The 19,370-nt window shown below is 75.4% G+C and carries 13 protein-coding genes; 2 read left to right on the forward strand and 11 right to left on the reverse strand.

Features of this window, described 5'->3' with window-relative positions; genetic code table 11:
- Window positions 1-21: 21 nt before the first annotated feature.
- The 11 genes from ACVWNX_RS06735 to ACVWNX_RS06785 all read right to left on the reverse strand — a co-directional run bounded on the left by ACVWNX_RS06735 (window position 22) and on the right by ACVWNX_RS06785 (window position 16,212).
- Window positions 22-1,263: an MFS transporter gene (locus ACVWNX_RS06735; RefSeq protein ID WP_454412963.1), complete on the reverse strand. Its 1,242-nt coding sequence runs from the start codon at window positions 1,261-1,263 to the stop codon at window positions 22-24.
- Complete coding sequence (locus ACVWNX_RS06740; protein WP_454412964.1) at window positions 1,247-2,875, reverse strand: AMP-binding protein; 1,629 nt, start codon at window positions 2,873-2,875, stop codon at window positions 1,247-1,249. Before ACVWNX_RS06740 ends, ACVWNX_RS06735 begins: the two co-directional genes overlap by 17 nt.
- Complete coding sequence (locus ACVWNX_RS06745) at window positions 2,872-3,981, reverse strand: HAD-IIIC family phosphatase (RefSeq protein WP_454412965.1); 1,110 nt, start codon at window positions 3,979-3,981, stop codon at window positions 2,872-2,874. The genes ACVWNX_RS06740 and ACVWNX_RS06745 overlap by 4 nt, the downstream gene beginning before the upstream one ends.
- Window positions 3,982-3,983: 2 nt before the next feature.
- Window positions 3,984-5,003: a 3-oxoacyl-[acyl-carrier-protein] synthase III C-terminal domain-containing protein gene (locus ACVWNX_RS06750; protein WP_454412966.1), complete on the reverse strand. Its 1,020-nt coding sequence runs from the start codon at window positions 5,001-5,003 to the stop codon at window positions 3,984-3,986.
- Complete coding sequence (locus tag ACVWNX_RS06755) at window positions 5,000-6,190, reverse strand: acyl-CoA dehydrogenase family protein (RefSeq protein ID WP_454412967.1); 1,191 nt, start codon at window positions 6,188-6,190, stop codon at window positions 5,000-5,002. Before ACVWNX_RS06755 ends, ACVWNX_RS06750 begins: the two co-directional genes overlap by 4 nt.
- On the reverse strand, window positions 6,183-6,449 hold the full coding sequence (locus ACVWNX_RS06760) for an acyl carrier protein (protein WP_454412968.1): 267 nt from the start codon (window positions 6,447-6,449) through the stop codon (window positions 6,183-6,185). Before ACVWNX_RS06760 ends, ACVWNX_RS06755 begins: the two co-directional genes overlap by 8 nt.
- Complete coding sequence (locus ACVWNX_RS06765) at window positions 6,446-7,273, reverse strand: 3-hydroxyacyl-CoA dehydrogenase family protein (protein ID WP_454414658.1); 828 nt, start codon at window positions 7,271-7,273, stop codon at window positions 6,446-6,448. The genes ACVWNX_RS06760 and ACVWNX_RS06765 overlap by 4 nt, the downstream gene beginning before the upstream one ends.
- Window positions 7,274-7,398: 125 nt before the next feature.
- On the reverse strand, window positions 7,399-10,881 hold the full coding sequence (locus ACVWNX_RS06770; protein WP_454412969.1) for a thioester reductase domain-containing protein: 3,483 nt from the start codon (window positions 10,879-10,881) through the stop codon (window positions 7,399-7,401).
- A 17-nt stretch (window positions 10,882-10,898) separates the two neighbouring features.
- Window positions 10,899-11,252 (reverse strand): acyl carrier protein, encoded by a 354-nt coding sequence (locus ACVWNX_RS06775; RefSeq protein ID WP_454412970.1) that lies wholly within the window; start codon window positions 11,250-11,252, stop codon window positions 10,899-10,901.
- Window positions 11,249-14,338: a condensation domain-containing protein gene (locus ACVWNX_RS06780; RefSeq protein ID WP_454414659.1), complete on the reverse strand. Its 3,090-nt coding sequence runs from the start codon at window positions 14,336-14,338 to the stop codon at window positions 11,249-11,251. Before ACVWNX_RS06780 ends, ACVWNX_RS06775 begins: the two co-directional genes overlap by 4 nt.
- Before the next feature lie 2 nt (window positions 14,339-14,340).
- Window positions 14,341-16,212, reverse strand: a complete 1,872-nt coding sequence (locus ACVWNX_RS06785) for a non-ribosomal peptide synthetase (protein WP_454412971.1) — start codon at window positions 16,210-16,212, stop codon at window positions 14,341-14,343.
- A 1,193-nt stretch (window positions 16,213-17,405) separates the two neighbouring features.
- Here ACVWNX_RS06785 and ACVWNX_RS06790 point away from each other — a divergent pair.
- Together ACVWNX_RS06790 and ACVWNX_RS06795 are read left to right on the forward strand one after the other, a co-directional pair.
- Complete coding sequence (locus ACVWNX_RS06790; protein WP_454412972.1) at window positions 17,406-17,945, forward strand: hypothetical protein; 540 nt, start codon at window positions 17,406-17,408, stop codon at window positions 17,943-17,945.
- A 227-nt stretch (window positions 17,946-18,172) separates the two neighbouring features.
- Window positions 18,173-19,255, forward strand: coding sequence for a polyprenyl synthetase family protein (locus tag ACVWNX_RS06795; RefSeq protein WP_454412973.1), 1,083 nt, complete (start codon window positions 18,173-18,175; stop codon window positions 19,253-19,255).
- The last annotated feature ends 115 nt before the right edge of the window (window positions 19,256-19,370 follow it).

Consider the following 19,370-nt stretch of genomic DNA (forward strand, 5'->3'; position numbering starts at 1 on the left):
CGTTCTCCGATCGGACCGCGGTCAGGTGGCGGCCGCCTCGGCGCCCGTCCCGGGGGCCGAGGCGCGGGTGCGTTCCGCCCAGGACGCCACCGCGGGGGCGGCGAGACCGGCGGCGAGGAGGAGGGCGGCGAAGACGATCCAGGCTGGCCAGCCGAGCTTCACGATGAGGAGGGTGGCGAGCGCGGGGGTGACCATCGAGCCGAGCTGGGTCGACATGCCGAACATGCCCTGGTACTGCCCCTGGGCGTGGTCGGGGGCGAGGCCGAAGGCGAGCGACCAGGAACCGGCGCTGTAGAGCATCTCGCCGACGACGTGGACGAGGGCACCGGCGAGCAGGGCGACGACGGCGATCCAGACCGGGCGGTCGGCGGCGAGCGCGAAGAGGGCGCAGCAGACGGCGAGCAGGACGCCGCACCGCCGCAGGGTCCGGGCGCCGCCGGGGACGGTCTCGCTGCCCTTGCTGGCCCGCACCTGGCAGGTGACGACCACGATGGTGTTCAGGATGAGGATGATCGAGTAGAGCCACTTCGGCGCGTCGGTGTGGCCGGTGATCCAGATCGGCAGGGCGACGGTGAGGATGGCGACGTTCATCACCAGGACCGAGTTGAGCAGGGCCACGGCCGCGTACGGGAGGTCACGCAGGACCACCCAGGCGGGGCCGGTGCGCTCCTTCGGCACGGGGGCGACCGGGGGGACGGTCAGATAGGCGGCACCGGCGATCAGGAACATCACGCCGCCCGCGACGAGGAGGCCGATGTAGGCCGGGCGGTCGTCGAACCAGAGGGCGACGGCGCCCGCACCGGCGCCGAGGGTGACGCCGAGGTTGCTGACGGCCCGCATGTAGGACCAGGCGCGGACGCGCTCCTCCTGGGGGATGAGCCCGGCGATGAGGGCGCCGCGGGCGGCGTCCGTGGAGGACTCAGCCATCAGGGCGAGGCTGGTGACGACGACGAGGGCGGTGAAGCTCTCGACGAAGGCGTAGGCGCCGACGAAGACGCCGAGCAGCAGCAGGAAGCCGACGGTGGTGTTGCGGGGGCCGATCACGTCGGCGAGCCGTCCGGCCGGGATGCTGGCGGCCATGCCCATGGCGGCGCCGATGCTGAGGGCGAGGCCGACCTGTTCGGCGGGTATGCCGACGGTGCGGGTGAAGAAGAGGACGCTGACGGCCATCAGGATGCCGTGGCCCGCCGTCTTGGCGAAGTTGCTCAGACAGAGGGTCCGGACGATGCCGGGCGGCGGGATGATGTCATCGAGAAGCGCCATGGTGGCCTCCGTTGCCGTCGGCCGGTCCGGCCGTGGCGAGGTTGGGGGTCTGGAGGTCGCTGGCGATGCGCGGGCGGTCGGTCTTGCCGTTGGGGTTGAGCGGCAGGGTGTCCAGGTGCCGGAACCGCCGGGGCACCATGTGGACCGGGACGCGTTTGCGCAGCCAGCGGCCGAGTTGCTGGGGTTCGACGGGGGCGCCGGTGTGGCAGCCGACGAGTTCGGTGCCGTCGCCCTGTCCGAGGGCGACGACGACGGCCTGGTCGATGTCGGGGTGGCGGCGGAGCGCGGCCTCGATCTCGCCGAGTTCGACGCGGTAGCCACGGATCTTCACCTGGTTGTCGAGCCGCCCGAGGTGGACGAGGAGGCCGTTCTCCCGGCGCACCCGGTCGCCGGTGCGGTAGTAGTGGGCGGCGGTGAGGGGGGTCTCCCCGTCGTACGGGACGGCGCGGTGCCCGTCGTGGGAGAGGAAGCGGCCCCGGTCGTCGGCGGGGTCGAGGTAGCCGTCGAAGCGCTGGGAGCCGCGCACGACCAGTTCGCCCTCGTCGGCGGGGCGGCCGTCCTCGTCGAGCACCAGGTGGTCGAGGAAGGGGTAGACGGGCCCGACGGGGACGGTGTCGTTGGAGGTGGCGGGCCACTCGGCCGGGTCGGTGGGGAGCGCGAACTCGGTGCAGGCGACGGTGAGTTCGGTGGGTCCGTAGACGTTCTCGATGGTGGCCCGCGGGGCGACCGTGTGCCAGGCGCGGGCCTGGTCGTAGGAGAGCTGCTCGCCGATGAAGACGCTGGAGCGCAGGCTCGGCGCGCGTCCGGCGGGCAGATTGCCGAGCTGGGCGCCGACGGAGACCACGGACGGCACCGAGAACCAGTGGGTGATGCCGTTGTCGGCGATGTAGTCGACGGGCGAGAGGAGTTCGGCCCGGCCGGGCACCACCAGGGTGGCGCCGCCTCCCCAGGTGACGAACAGGTCGAAGACCGAGGGGTCGAAGGTCAGGTCGAAGGTGTGCGAGGTGCGGCAGCCGGGTCCGATGCCGTACCGGGCGATGTTGTGCGCCAGGTAGGGGGTGAGGTTGCGGTGCCGGATCGGCACCCCCTTGGGCCGGCCGGTCGAGCCCGAGGTGAACAGGACGTACGCGATGTCGTCGGGGCCCGTGGCGGGCGCCGGGAGGCCGGGGTCCACGGTGTCGGCGGCCCGTCCGGCGGCGGCGACCCCGGCGGAGTCCAGGCGCAGTTCGGTGGGGACCGCGCCCGCCAGTTCGCCGTCGAGCTGGACGGCGTCGGCGGCGTCCGCGACGAGGACCTCGGCGCCCGACAGCTCCACGATCACGCGGTTGCGCGCGGCGGGGAAGCCGGGGTTGACCGGGGTGACGGTCGCGCCGAGCCGCTGGCCCGCCAGATAGGCGGCGAGGACGGCGACGGAGCGGGTCGCCATGACGGAGATCCGGCGGGGGGCGGAGCCGTGCGCGGCGAGGACGCGGGCGGCGACGTGCTCGGCGGCGCGGCGCAGCTCGCGGTAGGTGAGGACGGTGCCGCCCGCCTCCAGGGCGGGCCGGTCCGGGTGGCGGGCGGCGGTCCGGTCGAACCACGCGTGGAGGGTGGCGGGGGCGGTGTCGGTCACGCGCCGCCTCCGGGACGGGGAACGGCCAGGTCGGGGGCGTCGAGGCGCATGGTGGTGGGCGGGTCCTGGCGGGCGGGCTCGATGTGCAGCAGCTCGATGCCGTCCCGGCCGGGGCCGGTGACCGCGGTGGCGCAGGGGCAGGGGTCGCCGGTGAAGCCCGCGAAGCGGTAGGCCACCTCCATCATCCGGTTGCGCTCGGTGCGGCGGAAGTCGGCGGCGAGGTGGACGCCCGCGGCGGCGGCCCGGTCGGTGAGCCAGCGCAGGATGACGGTCCCGGCGCCGAAGGAGACGACGCGGCAGGAGGTGGCGAGGAGCTTGAGGTGCCAGACGCCGGGGAGCCGTTCCAGGAGGACGATGCCGACGGCCCCGTGGTCGCCGAAGCGGTCGCGCAGCGCGACGACGAGGACCTCGTGGCGGGGGTCGGCGACCAGGGCGCGCAGCTCCGCGTCGCCGTAGTGGACGCCGGTGGCGTTCATCTGGCTGGTGCGCAGGGTGAGTTCCTCGACGCGGGCCAGGTCGTCGGCGGCGGCCCGCCGGATGGTCATGACGAGGTCGAGGGTGCGCAGGAACTCCTCGTCGGCGCCGGTGAAGTCCTGGCGGGCGGTCTCGCGGCGGAAGCCCTCCTGGTACATCGCGCGGCGGCGGCGCGAGTCGGCGGTGACGACGGGGCTGAACTCGGGGCGTCCGGTCAGCTCCAGGACGTCCTCGGCGGGGTAGCAGCGGACCTCGGGGAGGTGGTGGGCGACCTCGGCGCGCTCGGCCGGCTGGTCGTCGACGAAGGCGATGGCCGTCAGGGCGAAGCCGAGGCGCTCGGCGATCTCGCGGACGGAGCCGGACTTGGGGTTCCAGCCGATCCTCGGGTGCACGAAGTACTCGGCGACGCCGAGCTTCTCCAACCGCTCCCAGGCGTGGTCGTGGTCGTTCTTGCTGGCGACGGCCTGGAGGACGCCGCGCTCGTCGAGGGTGGTGATCACCGCGCGGACCTCGTCGGTGAGGACGACCTCGCCGTCCTCCAGCAGGGTGCCCCGCCACAGGGTGTTGTCGAGGTCCCACACCAGGCACTTGACGGTCGGGGCGGCCTCGGACGTCCCGGGCTGCTCGGTCATGGTCACACCTCCCACAGGGTCACGGCCCAGGCCGCGACGGGGCTGTTGTTGAGGACGAGCACCAGGTCGCCCGGGGCGAGCCCGCCGGTCGCGAGGAGCCGGTCGAGGTTGAGCACCACGTCCATGGCGCCCAGGTGGCCGTAGGCGGCGAGGTGTTCGCCGCAGACGGGGTGCAGGGGCAGGCCGAGGAGCGTCTCGTAGAACTGGTAGGCGCCCGAGGTGACGTTCTGCATCAGCGTGGCGGCGACGGCCGGCTTGTCGACTCCGGCGTCCGCGAGGACCTCGTCGACCATCCGGGAGAGCCGCATCCGGCTGTTCATGGCCAGTTCGAAGCGGTACCGGTCGGGCGAGGCGCACTCCTCGCGCCACTCGTACGCGGGCACCTGCTTGTAGTCGACCCGGAAGAGGTCGTGGAAGGTGCCGTCGGTCTCCTGGCGGTGGGCGCGCAGCACCGGTCGGCCGCCGCGCACCAGGGTCATCGCGTAGGCGCCGTCGCCGATGACGGTGACGGGGTACCGGACCCGGTCGTGTCCGGTGGGGCGGCTGCCGTGGGCGATGAGGACGCTCTGCCGGTTGGGGTCGGCGAGCAGCAGGTCACGGCCGAGGGCCCAGGCGGCGCTGGAGCCGGTGCAGCCGAGGCCGTCGAGGGTGAAGGCGAAGGTGCCGTCGAGCTTGGCCTCGGCCTGGACGCGGCAGGCGTCCGAGCCGAGCAGGACGTCGGGGGCGCGGGGGCCGACGAGCATCAGGGTGTCGGGCCGGACCGCGCCGGGACCCTGCTCGCCGAGCCGGTCGAGGAGGCCCCGGACGGCGAGGGCGGCGAGGTCACCGGCGGTGGTGTCGTCCAGGACGCCGACGGTCCCGACGCCGCTGCCGCGCGCGAACTCCGCCGTCTCCGGGTCGAGTTCCGGGAACTCGGGGAGGTCGGCGAGGGGGGTGCGGACGGTGGGCAGCACGGTGTGCACGAGGCCGATGCCGACGCGGTCGTCGGCGACTTCGGTGCCGGTGGGGCGGGTGGCGGTCATGACCACACCGCCGCGGCGTGCTTGCCGAGCAGCAGCTGGCTGATCTCGTTGCTGCCCTCGATGATCTCCATCAGTTTGGCGTCCCGGTAGGCGCGGGCCACCGGGCCGCCGTCCCGGGCACCGGCCGAGGCGAGGACCTGGACCGCGGCGGCGGCGCCACGGGCGGCGTGTCCGGCGGCGAGGTGCTTGGCGGTGACGGCGGAGACGACCAGCTCGGGGCTGTTCCCGTCCCAGTGGCGGCTGGTCTGCTCGCAGCAGCGCAGCGACGCCTCGTGGGCGACGTACAGCTCGGCGAGGTGGCGGGCGACGAGCTGGTGGCCGGCGAGCGGGACGCCGGACTGCCGCCGGGTGGTGGCGTGTCGGGCGGCGGCCCGCAGACAGGCCCGGAGGATGCCGACGCAGCCCCAGGCGACGGAGACCCGGCCGAAGGTGAGCGCGGAGGTGACCAGCCAGTCGACGGGGAGTCCGGAGCCGCCGAGGAGGTGGTCGGCGGGCAGCCGCACCCGGTCGAAGGTGATGTCGGCGTGTCCGGCGGCCCGGCAGCCCAGCGGGTCGGGGACGCGCCGCACGGTCACGCCGGGCGCGTCGGTGGGGACGACCACGGCTCCGGCGCCGGAGCCGTGGCGGCCGAAGACGACCAGCAGGTCGGCGTAGGCGCCCACGGTGATCCAGGACTTCCGGCCGTCGACGACGACGGTGTCGCCCTCGGTGCGCAGGGTGGTGGTCATCGCCCCGAGGTCGCTGCCCGCGCCGGGCTCGCTGAAGGCGACGCCCGCGAGCCGGCCGGAGGTGAGGGCGCCGAGGTGGACGGCCTTCTGCTCGTCGTCGCCGAGCCGTTCGACCGTCCAGGCCGCCATGCCCTGGGAGGTCATCACGCTGCGGACGGAGGAGCACAGGGAGCCGGTGTGCGCGGTGAGTTCGCCGTTGTCGGCGCTGCTCAGGCCGAGGCCGCCGTAGGCGACGGGCACCTGGGCGCAGAGCGCTCCCTTGGCGCCCAGCTCGCGGAGCGGCCCGGACGGCAGCTCGCCGGAGCGGTCCCAGGCGTCGGCATGGTCGCCGATCACTCCGGTGACGAGCCGTTCGACGGCGGCGCGGGCGGGGTCGGCCGTGGTACGGGCGGGGTCGACGGCGGTGCGGGCCGGGTCGGCCGTGGTACGGGCGGGGTCGGCCGTGGTGGGCTCACTCATCGCCGCCCCGCAGCCGCAGGACGAGGGCGGTCATCGCGTCGACGCTGCGGAAGTTGTCGAGCGTGAGGTCGGAGCCGCCGATCTGGACGCCGAACGAGCGCTCCACGTGGACGAGCAGTTCCATGGCGAAGAGGGAGGTGACGAGACCGGTGCCGAAGAGGTCGAGGCCGGGGGCGACGGCGGTCTTGGTGCGCTGCTCCAGGAACGCGGTGAGCGTCTCCCGGATGGCGGCGGTGTCCTGCTGGGTGGGGACGCTCACGAGGTGCCTCCGTAGGCGAAGAATCCGCGGCCGGTCTTGCGGCCGTGGTCGCCCGCGGCGACCTTGTCCAGGAGCAGGGCGCAGGGCTCGTAGCCCGGGTCCCCGGTGCGTTCGCGCAGGACGCGCAGGGAGTCCACGACGTTGTCGAGGCCGATGAGGTCGGCGGTGGCGAGGGGGCCGGTGGTGTGGCCGAGGCAGCCCTCGAAGGCGGCGTCGACGGACTCGGGATCGGCGATCCCCTCGGCGACGATCCGGGCGGCCTCGTTGATCATGCGCTGGAGGATCCGGTTGATGACGAACCCGGGTCCGTCGCCGACCAGGACGCCGCGCTGGCCGAGAGCGTCCAGGAGCTCCCGGGCGGCGTCGACGGCGGCGGCGCCGCTGCGCGGGCCACGGATCAGCTCGGCGGTGTGGATCAGGTAGGGCGGGTTCATGAAGTGGATGCCGACCAGGTCCTCGGGCCGGGCGACCGCGTCGGCCTGCTCGTCGATGGGGACGGCCGAGGTGTTGGAGATCAGCAGGGTGCCGGGGGCGACCACGGCCGACACCTCGGCGAGCACCTCGGCCTTGAGCGAGGCCAGTTCGGTGACGGCCTCGACGACGGCGGTCGCGTCGGCGACGTCCTTGATCCGGGTGGTGGTGACCAGCTCGCCGGTGGCGCCCTCGCGGGGCAGCTTCCCCATCAGCCGGGCCAGGCGCAGCTGGCCGGTGGTGGCGGCGCGGGCCTTGTCGAGGAGTTCCTCGGAGACGTCGACGAGGATCACGTCGACGCCCCGGCCGAGGGCCAGGGTGGTGATGCCGGTGCCCATGACCCCGGCGCCGATGACCGCGAGGCGGTGCCGACGGGCCGGGGCGCCGTCGGGGCGCGGTCCGTGGGCCGGGGCGCCGTCGTCGCGGCGGTTCCCGTGGGCCGGGGCGTCGTCGGGGCGGACGTCCTTCGGCGTTTCGCTCACTTCTCCCCCTCGACGGCCGCGCCCTCGGCCGCGAGGGCCGGGAGGAGCGAACCGATGTCCTCGGTACGGGCGGCCAGGAAGGCCAGTCCGTCGCGCAGTTGTCCCCCGGTGACCAGCGGGGACAGTCCGGCCTTGCGGAGCCAGGGCTGCCAGCCACGGGCCTGGACACCGGCCTCGTCCAGCTCGTGGCCCTCCATCTCGTAGAGGGCGGTGGCGGCGAGGACCTTGCTGCCGGTGGCGGTGGCGCGCTCGGCGACCAGCCGCTGCCACTCGGGGAGCGGCACGGTGCGGGTGGGCAGCCCGGCCTCCTCCAGCGCGGCGAAGAGGTCCTCCAGACTGGGCGACGTCTCGTCCACGAGATGGTAGGCGCGGCCCACCGACTTGGCGGAGAGGGCGAGTTCGGCGACGGCGCGGGCGAGGACGTCGACCGGGGAGACCGGCATGCCCCGGTCGTCGACCGGGCGGGCGCCGACGACGAGGCCGCTGGTGAGCAGGAACCAGATGAGGTCCTTGTCGTTGCAGGCGCCGGTGGTGCTGGAGGCCATGATGAGGCCGGGGCGGAACACCCGGACCCGCATCCCGTCCTGGTCGGCGCGCTCCAGGAGGCGCTCGCCGACCCACTTGCTGACGCCGTAGCCGCCGAGCTGCGGGTCGAGTGGCTGCTCGCGGGTCTCCATGAGACGGCCGCCGGTGGTCGCGGGGGCGGTGGCGGCGACGGTGGAGATGAAGCTGACGTCGCGGATGCCGAGCGGGCGCATCCAGTTGAGCAGGGCGACGAGCGGGAGGACGTTGTCGTCGCGGAGCATCCGGTAGGGCTCGGTGAAGACGACCTTGGCGGCGCAGTGCACGACGTGGCCGACGCGGTCGGCGAGTTCGCCGTCGCGGTACCCGGCGCAGACGGCGGCGATGTCGCGGAGGTCGCCGGGGACGGCGTGGACGCGCTCCGGGTCGGGCTCGGGCAGCCCGAACTTGGCGGCGGCGGCGCGGAGCCGGTCCATGCCCCCGGCCTCGTCGGCGGCGCGGACGACGCAGTAGACGCGGCCCTTGGAGGCGCGGGTCAGCTCGTCCAGGAGGAAGGCGCCGAGGTAGCCGGTGGCGCCGGTCAGCAGGACGTCCTTGCCGGGGGCGGGCGTGGCGGCGAGCGGCTCCAGGGGGAGCTGGAGGTCGGCGTCGACGAGGGCGCCGTCGCCGTCGGCGGCCGGGTCGACCTCCTCGTCGCCGAGACCCGCGCCGTCGAGCAGGCCCTCGACGATGGTGGTGAGGCGGCGGACGGTGGCCTGGCTGCCACCGGCCCGGTGGATGTTGACCAGGACGCCGAAGCGCCGCTGGATCTCCAGGACGAGCTGGACGGAGAGCAGGGAGGTGCCGCCGAGCGCGGCGAACTCGTCGTCGGGGCCGATGGTCTCGTGGCCGAAGAGGTCCTTCCACACCTGGACGAGGCCCGCCTCGACGCTGTCCTCGGGAGCGTCCGAGGTGGCGGCGGGGACGGCGGCGGCGACCGGGCCGTCGTACACCAGCCGGTCGAGGGCCCAGTGGCGCTTGCGGGTGAAGGGGTACGTGGGGAGGGCGAGGCGGCGGCCGGTGGGACCGGCCAGCACGGACCAGTCGGCGTCGGCGCCGTGCAGCCAGGCGGTGGTGACCACGTCGTCGAGGACGTCGGCGAGGGCGTCCGGGTCGGCCGGGTCGGGCAGCGCGACGGCGTGGTGCCCCCGGCCGGGCGCGCCGTGGCCGAGGAGGATCGGGAACCGGCCCTCGGGGAGCGCGTCGGCACCGGCGGTGAGCGGCTCGCCGAGTGCGGGGAGCGCGCGGCGCAGCCGGGTGAGGAGCGCGGCGGGCGGCCGCGGGGCACCGGCCGGGGGCAGCACCAGCACGGGCCCGGGGCCGGTGGCGCGCGCGGTGCGGACGGCGGGCGGGCGGGGCATCCGCAGCGCGGCGGCCAGCCGCTCGCGGGGCGCGGCGACGACGCGGCGCTCCTCGAAGGAGGCGCGTCCCACGCGCAGGGTGTGGGCGAGGTCCCCGGCGTCGGGGCCGCTCTCGTCGAGGTGGTCGGCGAGTCGGCGGCACGCCTGGTCGAGTTCGGCGCGGGTGCGGGCGGAGACGACGAGGCGCACGGTGGCGCGGTGCGGGGCCGGGGCGCGGACCGGCTCCGGCGGGGCGGCGAGCACGACGGCCGCGTTGGTGCCGCCGACGCCCATGGAGTTGACCAGGACGTGCCGGTCGGTGTCGTCGCAGGCGTCGCCGGTGGTGGTGACGTAGAAGGGGCTGGCGTCGAGGATGCCGGGGTCGCGCGGTCGCTCGAAGGTGGGGTGCGGCGGGATCGTGCCGGTGCGGGCGACGTGCACCGCCTTGATGAACCCGGCGATGCCCGCGGCGGGGCCGGTGTGGCCGATGTTGGACATCACCGAGCCCAGCGCGCAGTAGGCGGTCTTCTCGGTGGTGGCGCGGAACGCCCGGTCGAGGGCGATGAGTTCGATGTTGTCGCCGACCGGGGTGGCGGTGCCGTGGGCCTCGACGTAGCGGAGCTGGTCGGCGCCGACTCCGGCGGTGCCGAGGGCCGCCGCGACGACGTCGGCGACGCCGCGCGGGCTGGGGGCGATGAAGCCGAGGCGGTCGCCGCCGTCGTTGCCGACGGCGCTGCCCCGGATGACGGCGAGGACGTTGTCGCCGTCGGCGAGCGCGTCGTCGAGGCGGCGCAGGGCGACGACGCCGACGCCGGAGCTGTAGGTGGTGCCGGTGGAGGAGGCGTCGAAGGAGCGGCAGTAGCCGTCCTCGGAGAGCACGCCGCCCGGCTGGTGCAGATAGCCCCGGAAGGGTTCGAGGACGGTGGCGCCACCGGCCAGGGCGATGTCGCACTCGCCGGAGAGCAGGCTGAGGGTGGCGTAGTGGACCCCGTACAGCGAGGAGGAGCAGCCGGTCTGGACGCTGACGGCGGGCCCCCGCAGGCCGAGCTTGTAGGCGGCGCGGGAGGTCATGAAGTCGGCCTGGCCGCCGACGGTGAGTCCGAGGTCGTCGACGGCGGCCCGGAGGCCGGACTCGCGGGCCTTGGCGGCGAGCAGGGCGGCGGAGTAGTTGCCGACGGCGCTTCCGGCGAACACCCCCACCACCGGGTCGGCGGGGCCGGTGCCGCCCTTGCGGACGGGGTGTCCGGCGTTCTCCAGCGCCTCCCAGCACGCCTCCAGGAAGATCCGCTGCTGGGGGTCGATGGTCTCGGCCTCGCGCGGCGGGTAGCCGAAGAACTCGGAGGCGAAGTCCTCGACGCCGGGCAGGGAGGTGGCGACGCGGACGAAGGCGGGGTCGGCGAGCGTCTCCGCCGTGACCCCGGCGGCCCCGAGCTGCTCGGGGGACATCTCGCGCATGGAGACGACGCCGCGGTCGATGTTGCGCCAGAACTCCTCGGGAGTGGTGGCGTCGGGGTAGCGCAGGCCGATGCCGATGACGGCTATGTCGGTGCTGTTGGTGCTGTTGGTGCTGTCGGTCACGGTCCGGTTCTCCTCGCTCACTCGGAAGGGCTCTGGTCCCGGCGGGCGCGGCCGAGCAGGCCGCCGCGGTTGCGGGCGCCGAGCGCGGTCAGCGGGTCCTCGGCGCCGGAGGTGTCGGCGAGCAGGGCGGCCTGGGCCCGTACGGTGCTGTGCTGGAAGAGGTCGGAGACCTTCAGGGTCCGCTCGGTCAGCGGCTCCAGTTCCTCCCAGAGCATGATGAGGAGCAGCGAACTGCCGCCCGCCTCCAGGAAGTTGACGTCGTCGGGCACCTGGTCGACGCCGTCCAGGTCGAGGACGTAGGACCAGGCCTGGCGGACCCGGTCGAGGAGTTCGGTCTCGGTGGGCGGGGTCGTGGCGACGGTGTCGTTCACGGAGTGCTCCTGGTGAAGGGAAGGGAGTCGGGGTCGGCCGCGAGGTCCTCGGCGGCGGTGACCACCTCGTCGAGCAGCGCTTGGGCGGTCTCCCGGGTGAAGAGGTGGACGGCGTGGGCCAGGGCGAGCTCCAGCCGGTCGGCCGTCGGCTCGGTGGCGACGAGTTCGAGCTCGTACTTGATGTGCAGCGGGTCGAGCGGGAGGAGCCGGGCGGTGGTGTCACCGGTCAGGGGGGCCGGTCCCGGGGCGCCGCTCTGGGCGCTGAGGAAGACCGGGGTGAGGGCGGGGCGGCTGAGGTCGCGGTCGCGGTGCAGTTCGTCGGCGAGGGCGTCGAGGGCCACGTCGGCGTGCCGGTAGGAGACGGAACAGGACTCCCGCGCCCGGCCGAGGATCTCCCGCCAGGTGGGTTCTCCGCGCAGGTCGAGGCGGAGGACCAGGGTGTTGACGAACATGCCGACCGCCTCGGTGGCGTCCGGCTCCTCGCGGCCCGCCCAGGGGAAGGCGAAGAGGAAGTCGCGCTGGCCGCCGCGCCGGGCGAGGGCCACGGCGAGCAGGGCGGCGGTGGTCATGAAGAGCGTGCAGCCGTTGACGGCGGCGGCGACGGCGCGCAGCCGGGTCGCGGTCGGCGCGGGCAGCACGGCGGTGAGCAGTCCCGCCTCGGTGGTCTGGAGTTCGGTGCGGGGCCGGTCGTGGGGCAGCGCGATGTCGTTGGGGACGCCGCGCAGGTGCTCCAGGAGGGCGGCGGCCCGCTCCTTCTCCCGGGCGGGGCCGACGGCGGCGGCCGGGGCGTGCCGGGCCGGGTGGACCGGTGCGGCGAGCGCGGGCTCGGTGCCGTCGGCGAGGGCCCGGTAGACGGTGCCGATCTCGGCGAGCAGCAGATCGCGGGACCAGCCGTCGGCGACGATGTGGTGGACGACCAGGGCGAGGACGGTCCGGTCGGGCCCGAGGGTCAGGACCTCGGCGCGGACGGCGGCTTCCTGCCCGAGGTCCATGGGGGCCCAGCAGAGCCGGGAGAGGTGGCCGCGCAGGACGTCCGGGTCCCAGTCGGCGGCGTCGGTGACGGCGGTCGGCGGGGGCGTGCCGGTGGTGCGGTAGCAGACGTGGCGCCTGCGCCGGTCGAGGCAGAAGACCGAGGCGAGCGCGGGGTGGCGGCCGAGGACGAGGTCCACCGCGCGGCGCAGCACGTCGTGGTCGACGGTGCCGCCGTACTCGACCAGGGTGGGGATCAGATAGGCGGAGCGCAGCGACGGCAGCCGGTCGAGGAACCAGAAGCGCTGCTGCACCGGGGAGGCGGGGTGGATCTCGTCGTCGGCGACGGCGGGCGCGGGGGGTCCGGGCCGGTCGGTGGGGTGGGGGGCGTCCCCGCCGCGCGACCCGGCACCGGCCCCGGTACCGGCCCCGGCGGTGGCCCCGGCTTCGGCCTCGGTGAGGAGACCGGCGAGTCCGGCGACGGTGGGCCGGGGCAGGAAGGCGCGCGGCGAGACGACGAGGCCGTGCCGGCGCTTGGCCTCGGCGAGCATGCTGACGGCGAGCAGCGAGTGGCCGCCGAGGGCGAAGAAGTCGGATTCGGGGGTGAGTTCGGCCGCCGTGGGGGCGGGGCCGAGGCCGCCGCCCCGGGCGAGGACGGCGGCGAAGAGTCCGGCCGCCCGGGCCTCGGCCGGACCGAGCGCGGCGGCGCCGGGTGCGACGGCCGGAGGACGGGACGCCCGGTCCGGTGGGGCGGGTGCGGCCGGTGCGGCGGGCAGGGCGTCGGCGGTGGGCTGGCCGGGCGGTTCGGGGAGTGCGGCCAGGGGCGCGTCGGGGTCCCCGACCGCCGCGTCGAGCAGGCCCGCGAACCCCTCGGCGAGGGCATGGGCGGTGTCGGCGGCGTACAGCGCGGTGTCGTACTCGACGGTGAGGGAGAGGCCGTCGGGCCCGTCCTCCAGGATCAGCAGCAGATCGAACTTTGCGGTGCCGGTCCCGAGGACGGCGGGGGCGCTCCAGCCGGTGGCCCCGGCGCGGGGGGCGGGGGCGTTCTGGTAGACGAGGCCGACCTCGGCCAGGGGGCGGCGGCCGGTGCCGTGCGCGGCGGCCACGGCGGCGGTGAGCCGGTCGAAGGGGACGCGCTGGTGCGTCAGGGAGCGGAAGGCCTCCTGACGGGTGGCCGCGCACAGGGCGCGGAAGGAGTCGGCGGGGTCGACCCGGCAGCGCAGCGGCACCGTGTTGACGAAGAAGCCGACGGCCTCCTCCAGGCCGGGGTGGTCGCGGTTGGCGGTCATGGCGGCGAGCAGGAAGTCGGTACGGCCGGACCAGCGGCGCAGCAGGTCCTGGACGGCGGAGGCGAGCACCACGTACGGGGTGACGCGCAGGGTGCGGGCGAGGGCGTCGACCCCGGCGCGGACCGTCGGCGGGACGGTGCGGGCGAGCTGGGCGCCGGTCCGGGTGCCGTCGGGGGCGGCGGGCCGGTCGGCGCGGCCCGCGAGACGCAGACCGGGGGCGACGTCCAGGAGCCCGGCGACACGGTCCGCCAGGGCGCGGACGGCCTCCGGGTCGTGCTCGGCGGCGCGTTCGAGGGCGGCGAAGTCGGCGTAGCGGGTGGGGAGCGGGGGCAGCTCGACGGGGTCACCGGCGAGGGCAGCCGCGTAGGCGCGGGCCAGGTCGTCGAAGAGCGGGGCGAGGGACCAGCCGTCCACGGCGATGTGGTGGACGGTCAGCAGGACGGCGTCGCCGTCGGGCGGGCCCTGCCAGAGGGTGCAGCGCAGCAGCGGTCCGGCGGTCAGGTCGAAGGGGGCGCGGCCGCGCTCTCGGGCCTCGCGCACCGCGCGGGCGGCGGCGTCGGGGACGCCGGTGAGGTCGACAACCTCGACGGGCACCGGCCCGGGCGCCAGGACGTCCTGGACGGGGAGGCCGTCGAGGAGCCGGTAGACGGTGCGCAGCGGCTCGTGCCGGGCGGTGACCGCGTCCAGGGCGAGGGAGAGGGCCTTGGGGTCGAGCGGGCCCGGGGCGCGGAAGAACAGCGGGACGTTGTACGTGGGGTTGCCGGGCGCGGTGGCGTCGGCGAACCAGAGCCGCTCCTGGGCGGAGGAGAGCGGTGCGGGCGGGTTCATGGTCACGGGGCGGCCGCCAGGGGGGTCGAGGCCACGTGGACGGCCAGCTCGTCGAGGCTGTCGGTGAGCAGGACGGCACCGGCGTCGACGCGCACGTCGAGGTGGCGTCGCACCCGTACGGCCACCTGCATGGCGAGGATGGAGTTGCCGCCGAGGTCGATGAAGTTGGCGTCGGGGGCGACGGCGTCGGTGCCGAGCACGTCCCGCCAGATCTCCTGGAGCGCGGCGAGCGCCTTGGCGTGGCCGGGGGCGGGGTCGGTGGCCGGGGGCCCGGTGGTGGCGGGCGTTCCGGCGGGGGCCGGGGGCCCGGCGGGGGCGGGGGCGGCCGGTGCGCCGGGGTCGGGCGCGTCGAGCAGGGCGAGCAGCCGGGCGCGGTCGGCCTTGCCGGTGGAGCCGAACGGCACCCGGTCCAGGACCAGCCAGCGGGCGGGGAGCATGTAGCCGGGGAGGGTCTCGCCGAGGCGCCGGCGGAGCGCGGCGGGCAGCTCCGCGCGGCCGGGGCCGTCGGCGGCCCCGGGCGAGGGCAGGACGAAGGCGACGAGCGAGGCGGTGGGGCCCTCGCCGACCTTCTCGACGAAGGCGGCGTCGGCGAGCCCGCTGGCGGTGACGGCCCGCTCGATCTCCTCCAGTTCGATGCGGAAGCCCCGCAGCTTGACCTGGCGGTCGGTGCGGCCGGACAGCTCGACGGCGCCACTGGGCAGCAGCCGTCCGGTGTCGCCGGTGCGGTAGATCCGCTCACCGCTGGAGGGCAGCGTGACGAAACGTTCCGCTGTCAGTTCCGGCCGGGCGAGGTAGCCCAGCGCGACGCCCGGTCCGCCCACGCACAGCTCACCGGTCTCCCCCGGTGCCACCTCGTTCAGCCCCGGGTCCAGCAGGTGCAGCGAGGTCTCCTGGAGCGGGAAGCCGACCGGGACCCGGTCGAGGCCCGCGAGGCTCTCCTCGGTGCAGTCGAAGTACGCCGCGAAGGTCGTCGTCTCGGTCGGGCCGTAGCCGTTGACCAGCCGTCCGGGCGCCCGGGCCGCCAGCACCCGGCGCACCGCGCCGAGTTCCAGCTGCTCGCCGCCGACCACGACGGTGCCCACCCCGGCGAAGGCGTCCGCGTTCTCCCGGGCCACCGTGTGGAAGAGGGAGGTGGTGAGGAACAGGGCGTCGACGCGCTCGGAGCGGACCAGCCCGGCCCAGTCGTCCATGGGGAGTTCGGTGACCGACGGGAGGACCACGACGGTCGCGCCGCCGCAGAGCGCGTTCCACACCTCGAAGGTGGTGGCGTCGAAGGCGGGGTTGGCGGAACTCGCCACCCGGTCGCCGGGCTCGACCGAGCAGAACAGGGCGTGGAGCGCGAGCCGCAGCACGGCCCGGTGCGGGACGACGACGCCCTTGGGACGTCCGGTCGAGCCGGAGGTGAAGTTCACGTACGCCGGGGCGTCGCGGTCGGCGGGCGGCGCGGGCACCGGCAGGCCCGGGTCCCGCTCCGGCAGGTCCAGCGGCTCGACGTCCACCGGCAGCCACGCCTCCAGGTCGGCCCACCGGCCGATGGCGCCGGGGGCGCGGACGATGACGCGCGCACCGGACTCGCCGACGATGCCGGCGAGCCGGCCGGTGGGGGCGAGCCCGTCGAGCGGGAGGTAGGCGGCGCCGCAGCGCAGGACGCCGAGGAAGGTGACGATCAGATCGGCCGAGCGGTCCTGGGCGACCGGCACGAGGTCGCCCGGGCGGACTCCCCGGGCGGCCAGCGCGGCGGCCAGCCAGCCGGAACGGAGCCACAGCTCCCGGTACGTGAGCGAACGTCCGGTTTCCGGTTCCCGTACCGCGAGGGCGTCAGGCTCCCGCTCGACCCACCGTGCCACGACCTCGTGCACGCTCTCTGCCGCCATGTCCCACCTCTCCGCTCGATGTGAAATGAACCGCGCCCGCCCGGATCAGCCCCAGCCGTGGTCCTGGGTCCGGACGACGGGGGTGCCGGGGACGACGGGGCCGTCGGGGGGCACGGGAACGGGGGCGACCCTCCAGCCCCAGCCGTGGTCCGCCACGATCTGACGGCCCTTCCCGGGGGAGGCGGTACCGGCCGGAATCGCGAAGGCGACCGTGAAGGCGGCCGCGAACAGAAGAGCCGAAAAGACTATTCCGGTGGAATCAGCGAGTCGGCTGGTAACCATCTCACTCCGTTTCGGGTCGGCGGTCCGCTGGGCTTTTCGACCGCGTTCGCTTTACGACCTCCACATGGTGTGGGCCGAGGGGGCCCGGATCAACGACACATGAGCGCACGCCTGTGCGGCGCACGATGATGCGGACCGGTGAAACGGACATCCCGGGCGGCCCGAGCGGCCCCGGCCGCCGGAGTCCGCTCCCCGCCCACGGAGTTCACCCACGGGCGGGAGACCGACCGTTCCCCCTTCTGCGAAACGGGGTTGGGCACCCCACCCGGGTCCGGACGCCTCCGCCGCCCCGACCCGACGGACCCCCGCGGCGGCACCCCGGACCGAGCGCCGCCGGGCACCTGGGGGGATTCCCCCGGACGCCCGGCGCGGACCCGTGGGACCCCGCGCGCCCACGAGCCCCGCACGCGCCTCCCGACGGCTCACGCATTCCCCCGGAGGAACCCGGGCGCGGAAAGCCGGAAAGGAGACCACAAGAACGTCCGGGAGTCGGTGAATTCACGGGAAAGCCGCGTCTTCCGGCCCACACGACCGGCGGATTATGGAGAAGAGCCACTGAATTCCCCACCCCGCCGGCCGGACCCGCCGTGAGCCGCCCCCGCCCCGCCCCGCCTCCGCCCCACGGTCGTCCGCATCCCCTCGGCTGGACGCCCCCTGGGGAACGCCTTAGCAGAGAGCCGCCCGTCCCGGGCACCGGATCGGGGGGCCGGCTATCCGATCGGATGACGTTCCGGCTAGCCGCCCGGCCAGCGGGAAGCCCCTACCGGAGCGGTCACGGGACCGCGTCCTCCAGCGCGGAGGCCGGGACGCGACGGAGCCGGGACGCACCGGGGCCGCCGGGCGGCGGAACGCCCGGGGAGCCGGAAGAACGGTCCGGGCGAAGCCCGCGGGGACGGAGAGGCTGGGGAGAGATGACCGAGGAGAACGCGGTGGGGGCGGGCGGCGCGGACCGGCGCTCCGACGAGGCGGTCCTGTTGGTGGCGGGGGTGGTGGATCTGGCGCTGGAGCGGGCGGAGGACGCGTTGCGGCGGGCGCGTTCGCTGCTGGGCCGGTCGGACCTGGGCGAGCTGGCACGGGACGCGCGACGGGAGTTGGTGGCGCGGGGGCGCGGCAGCGGTTTCGGACCGGTGCGGGTGATGTCCGCGCCACCGCATCCGGAACTGCTGGCCCGCCGGGCGCGGAACCGGGTCGACCGGACGGACCCGGGCCCCCGCAGGGAAGGCGGTGACCCGGCGGACGGACCGGACAGGCCGAACGAACCGGATGAACCGGCTGGGGCGGACGAACCGGCTGGAGCGGCTGGGGCGGCCGGAGCGGCCGGAGCGGCTGGACAGAACGGATCAGCCGGGGGGAACCAGGCGGACCGTACGGACCGGGGCGACGACCGGGGCCCGGGCCGGAGGGACGGCGGGCCGGGCTGGGACCGGAGCGGGCCCGGGTGCCCGCTGTGACGGCGGCACCGACGGCCACCGCGACGACGGCACCGACGGCACCGACGGCGGAACGCGAAGGGGCCCCGCACCGGGGAGGGCCCGTCGGACACGGAGGGGCGGACCGACAAGCGCCGACCGTCCGACGCCGAGGGGCGGACCACCGGGTGCCGACCGCCCGGCCCGGGGGAACGGAACACCGGGCACCGGCCGCCGGTCCACCCCCACCGGGCTCCCTGAAGGCCCGGGTGGACCACGCGCTGGAGGTGTTCACCCGGGAGGAGACGGCACTGCTGGAGGCGGTGGACCCGGAGCTGAAGCCGCTCGGTGAGGTGCTCCGGGCGGCCGTCGGCCGGGGCAAACGGCTGCGGGCGGCGTTCTGTTACTGGGGCTGGCGGGCGGCCGGACGGGACGACGGGGAGGACATCGTGCGGGCCGCCGCCGCCCTGGAACTGGTGCACGCGGCGGCGACCGTCCACGACGACCTCATCGACCGCAGCACGGTGCGGCACGGGCTGCCCACCGCGCACCGGGCGCTGGCCCCGCCCCGGTCCGGCCGTCCGCGCGGCGCCGACCGGCCCCCGGGCACCGGCCGGGGGGCCACCGGACGTGCGCTGGCCCTGCTCGCGGGGGATCTGCTGATCTCCTGGTCGGGGCAGTTGTTCACGGAGTGCGGACTGCCCGGCGCCTATCTCCGCAGGGCGCGCCCGCTGTGGGCGACGCTCGCGCGCGAACTGGTCGCCGGGGAGTGCCTGGAGGTCCTGCGCACCGGGGCGGACCGCGCGGACGCATGGGACGGACCGGGAGCGGGCGCCGCGCGGTCGCTCCAGATCGTCCGCTACAAGACGGCGAAGTACACCGTGGAACATCCGCTGGCCATCGGTGCCCTGCTGGGCGGGGGGCCGCCCGGGCTGCGGGAGCTCTGCGGCGCCTACGGGCTGCCGCTGGGGGAGGCGTTCCAGTTGCGGGACGACCTGCTGGGCGTCTTCGGCGACCCGGACGTCACCGGCAAGTCCAACCTCGACGATCTGCGCGGGGCCAAGCCGACGGTGCTGCTGGCGTTGGCGCGGGAGCGGGCGACGGAGGCCGAACGGCGGGAGATCCACGCCCTGGTGGACCGGCGGGAACGGGCGGGACCGCGACGGCTCGACCGGTTCCGTGAGATCGCCGAGCGGACCGGGGCCCGCCGCGAGGTGGAGCGGCTGATCGCGGTACGGGCCGAAGCGGCCACCGGGGCGGTGGCCGCCGCGCTGGACGGGGGCCTGCTGCCACCGGAGGCAGCCTCGGCCCTGGACCGCCTGACGGACCACTGCCTGACCCGCACCTCCTGACGCCCCGCACCCGTCCCCGTCCCCGTCCCCCGTCCACATCGCGCACTCTCCCCCTCTCCCCTCCTCCCCCTCCCCTCCTCTTCTCTTCCCTTCTCTCTTCCGCGCACGATCCGAG

Source organism: Streptomyces sp. JNUCC 64, assembly GCF_054484115.1.

Coding starts and splice junctions, on each gene's coding strand:
- ACVWNX_RS06735 (WP_454412963.1), bottom strand. CDS start 1,263: ATGGCGCTTCTCGATGACATCATCCCGCCGCCCGGCATCGTCCGGACC.
- ACVWNX_RS06745 (WP_454412965.1), bottom strand. CDS start 3,981: ATGACCGAGCAGCCCGGGACGTCCGAGGCCGCCCCGACCGTCAAGTGC.
- ACVWNX_RS06750 (WP_454412966.1), bottom strand. CDS start 5,003: ATGACCGCCACCCGCCCCACCGGCACCGAAGTCGCCGACGACCGCGTC.
- ACVWNX_RS06755 (WP_454412967.1), bottom strand. CDS start 6,190: ATGAGTGAGCCCACCACGGCCGACCCCGCCCGTACCACGGCCGACCCG.
- ACVWNX_RS06780 (WP_454414659.1), bottom strand. CDS start 14,338: ATGAACCCGCCCGCACCGCTCTCCTCCGCCCAGGAGCGGCTCTGGTTC.
- ACVWNX_RS06785 (WP_454412971.1), bottom strand. CDS start 16,212: ATGGCGGCAGAGAGCGTGCACGAGGTCGTGGCACGGTGGGTCGAGCGG.
- ACVWNX_RS06790 (WP_454412972.1), top strand. CDS start 17,406: ATGACCGAGGAGAACGCGGTGGGGGCGGGCGGCGCGGACCGGCGCTCC.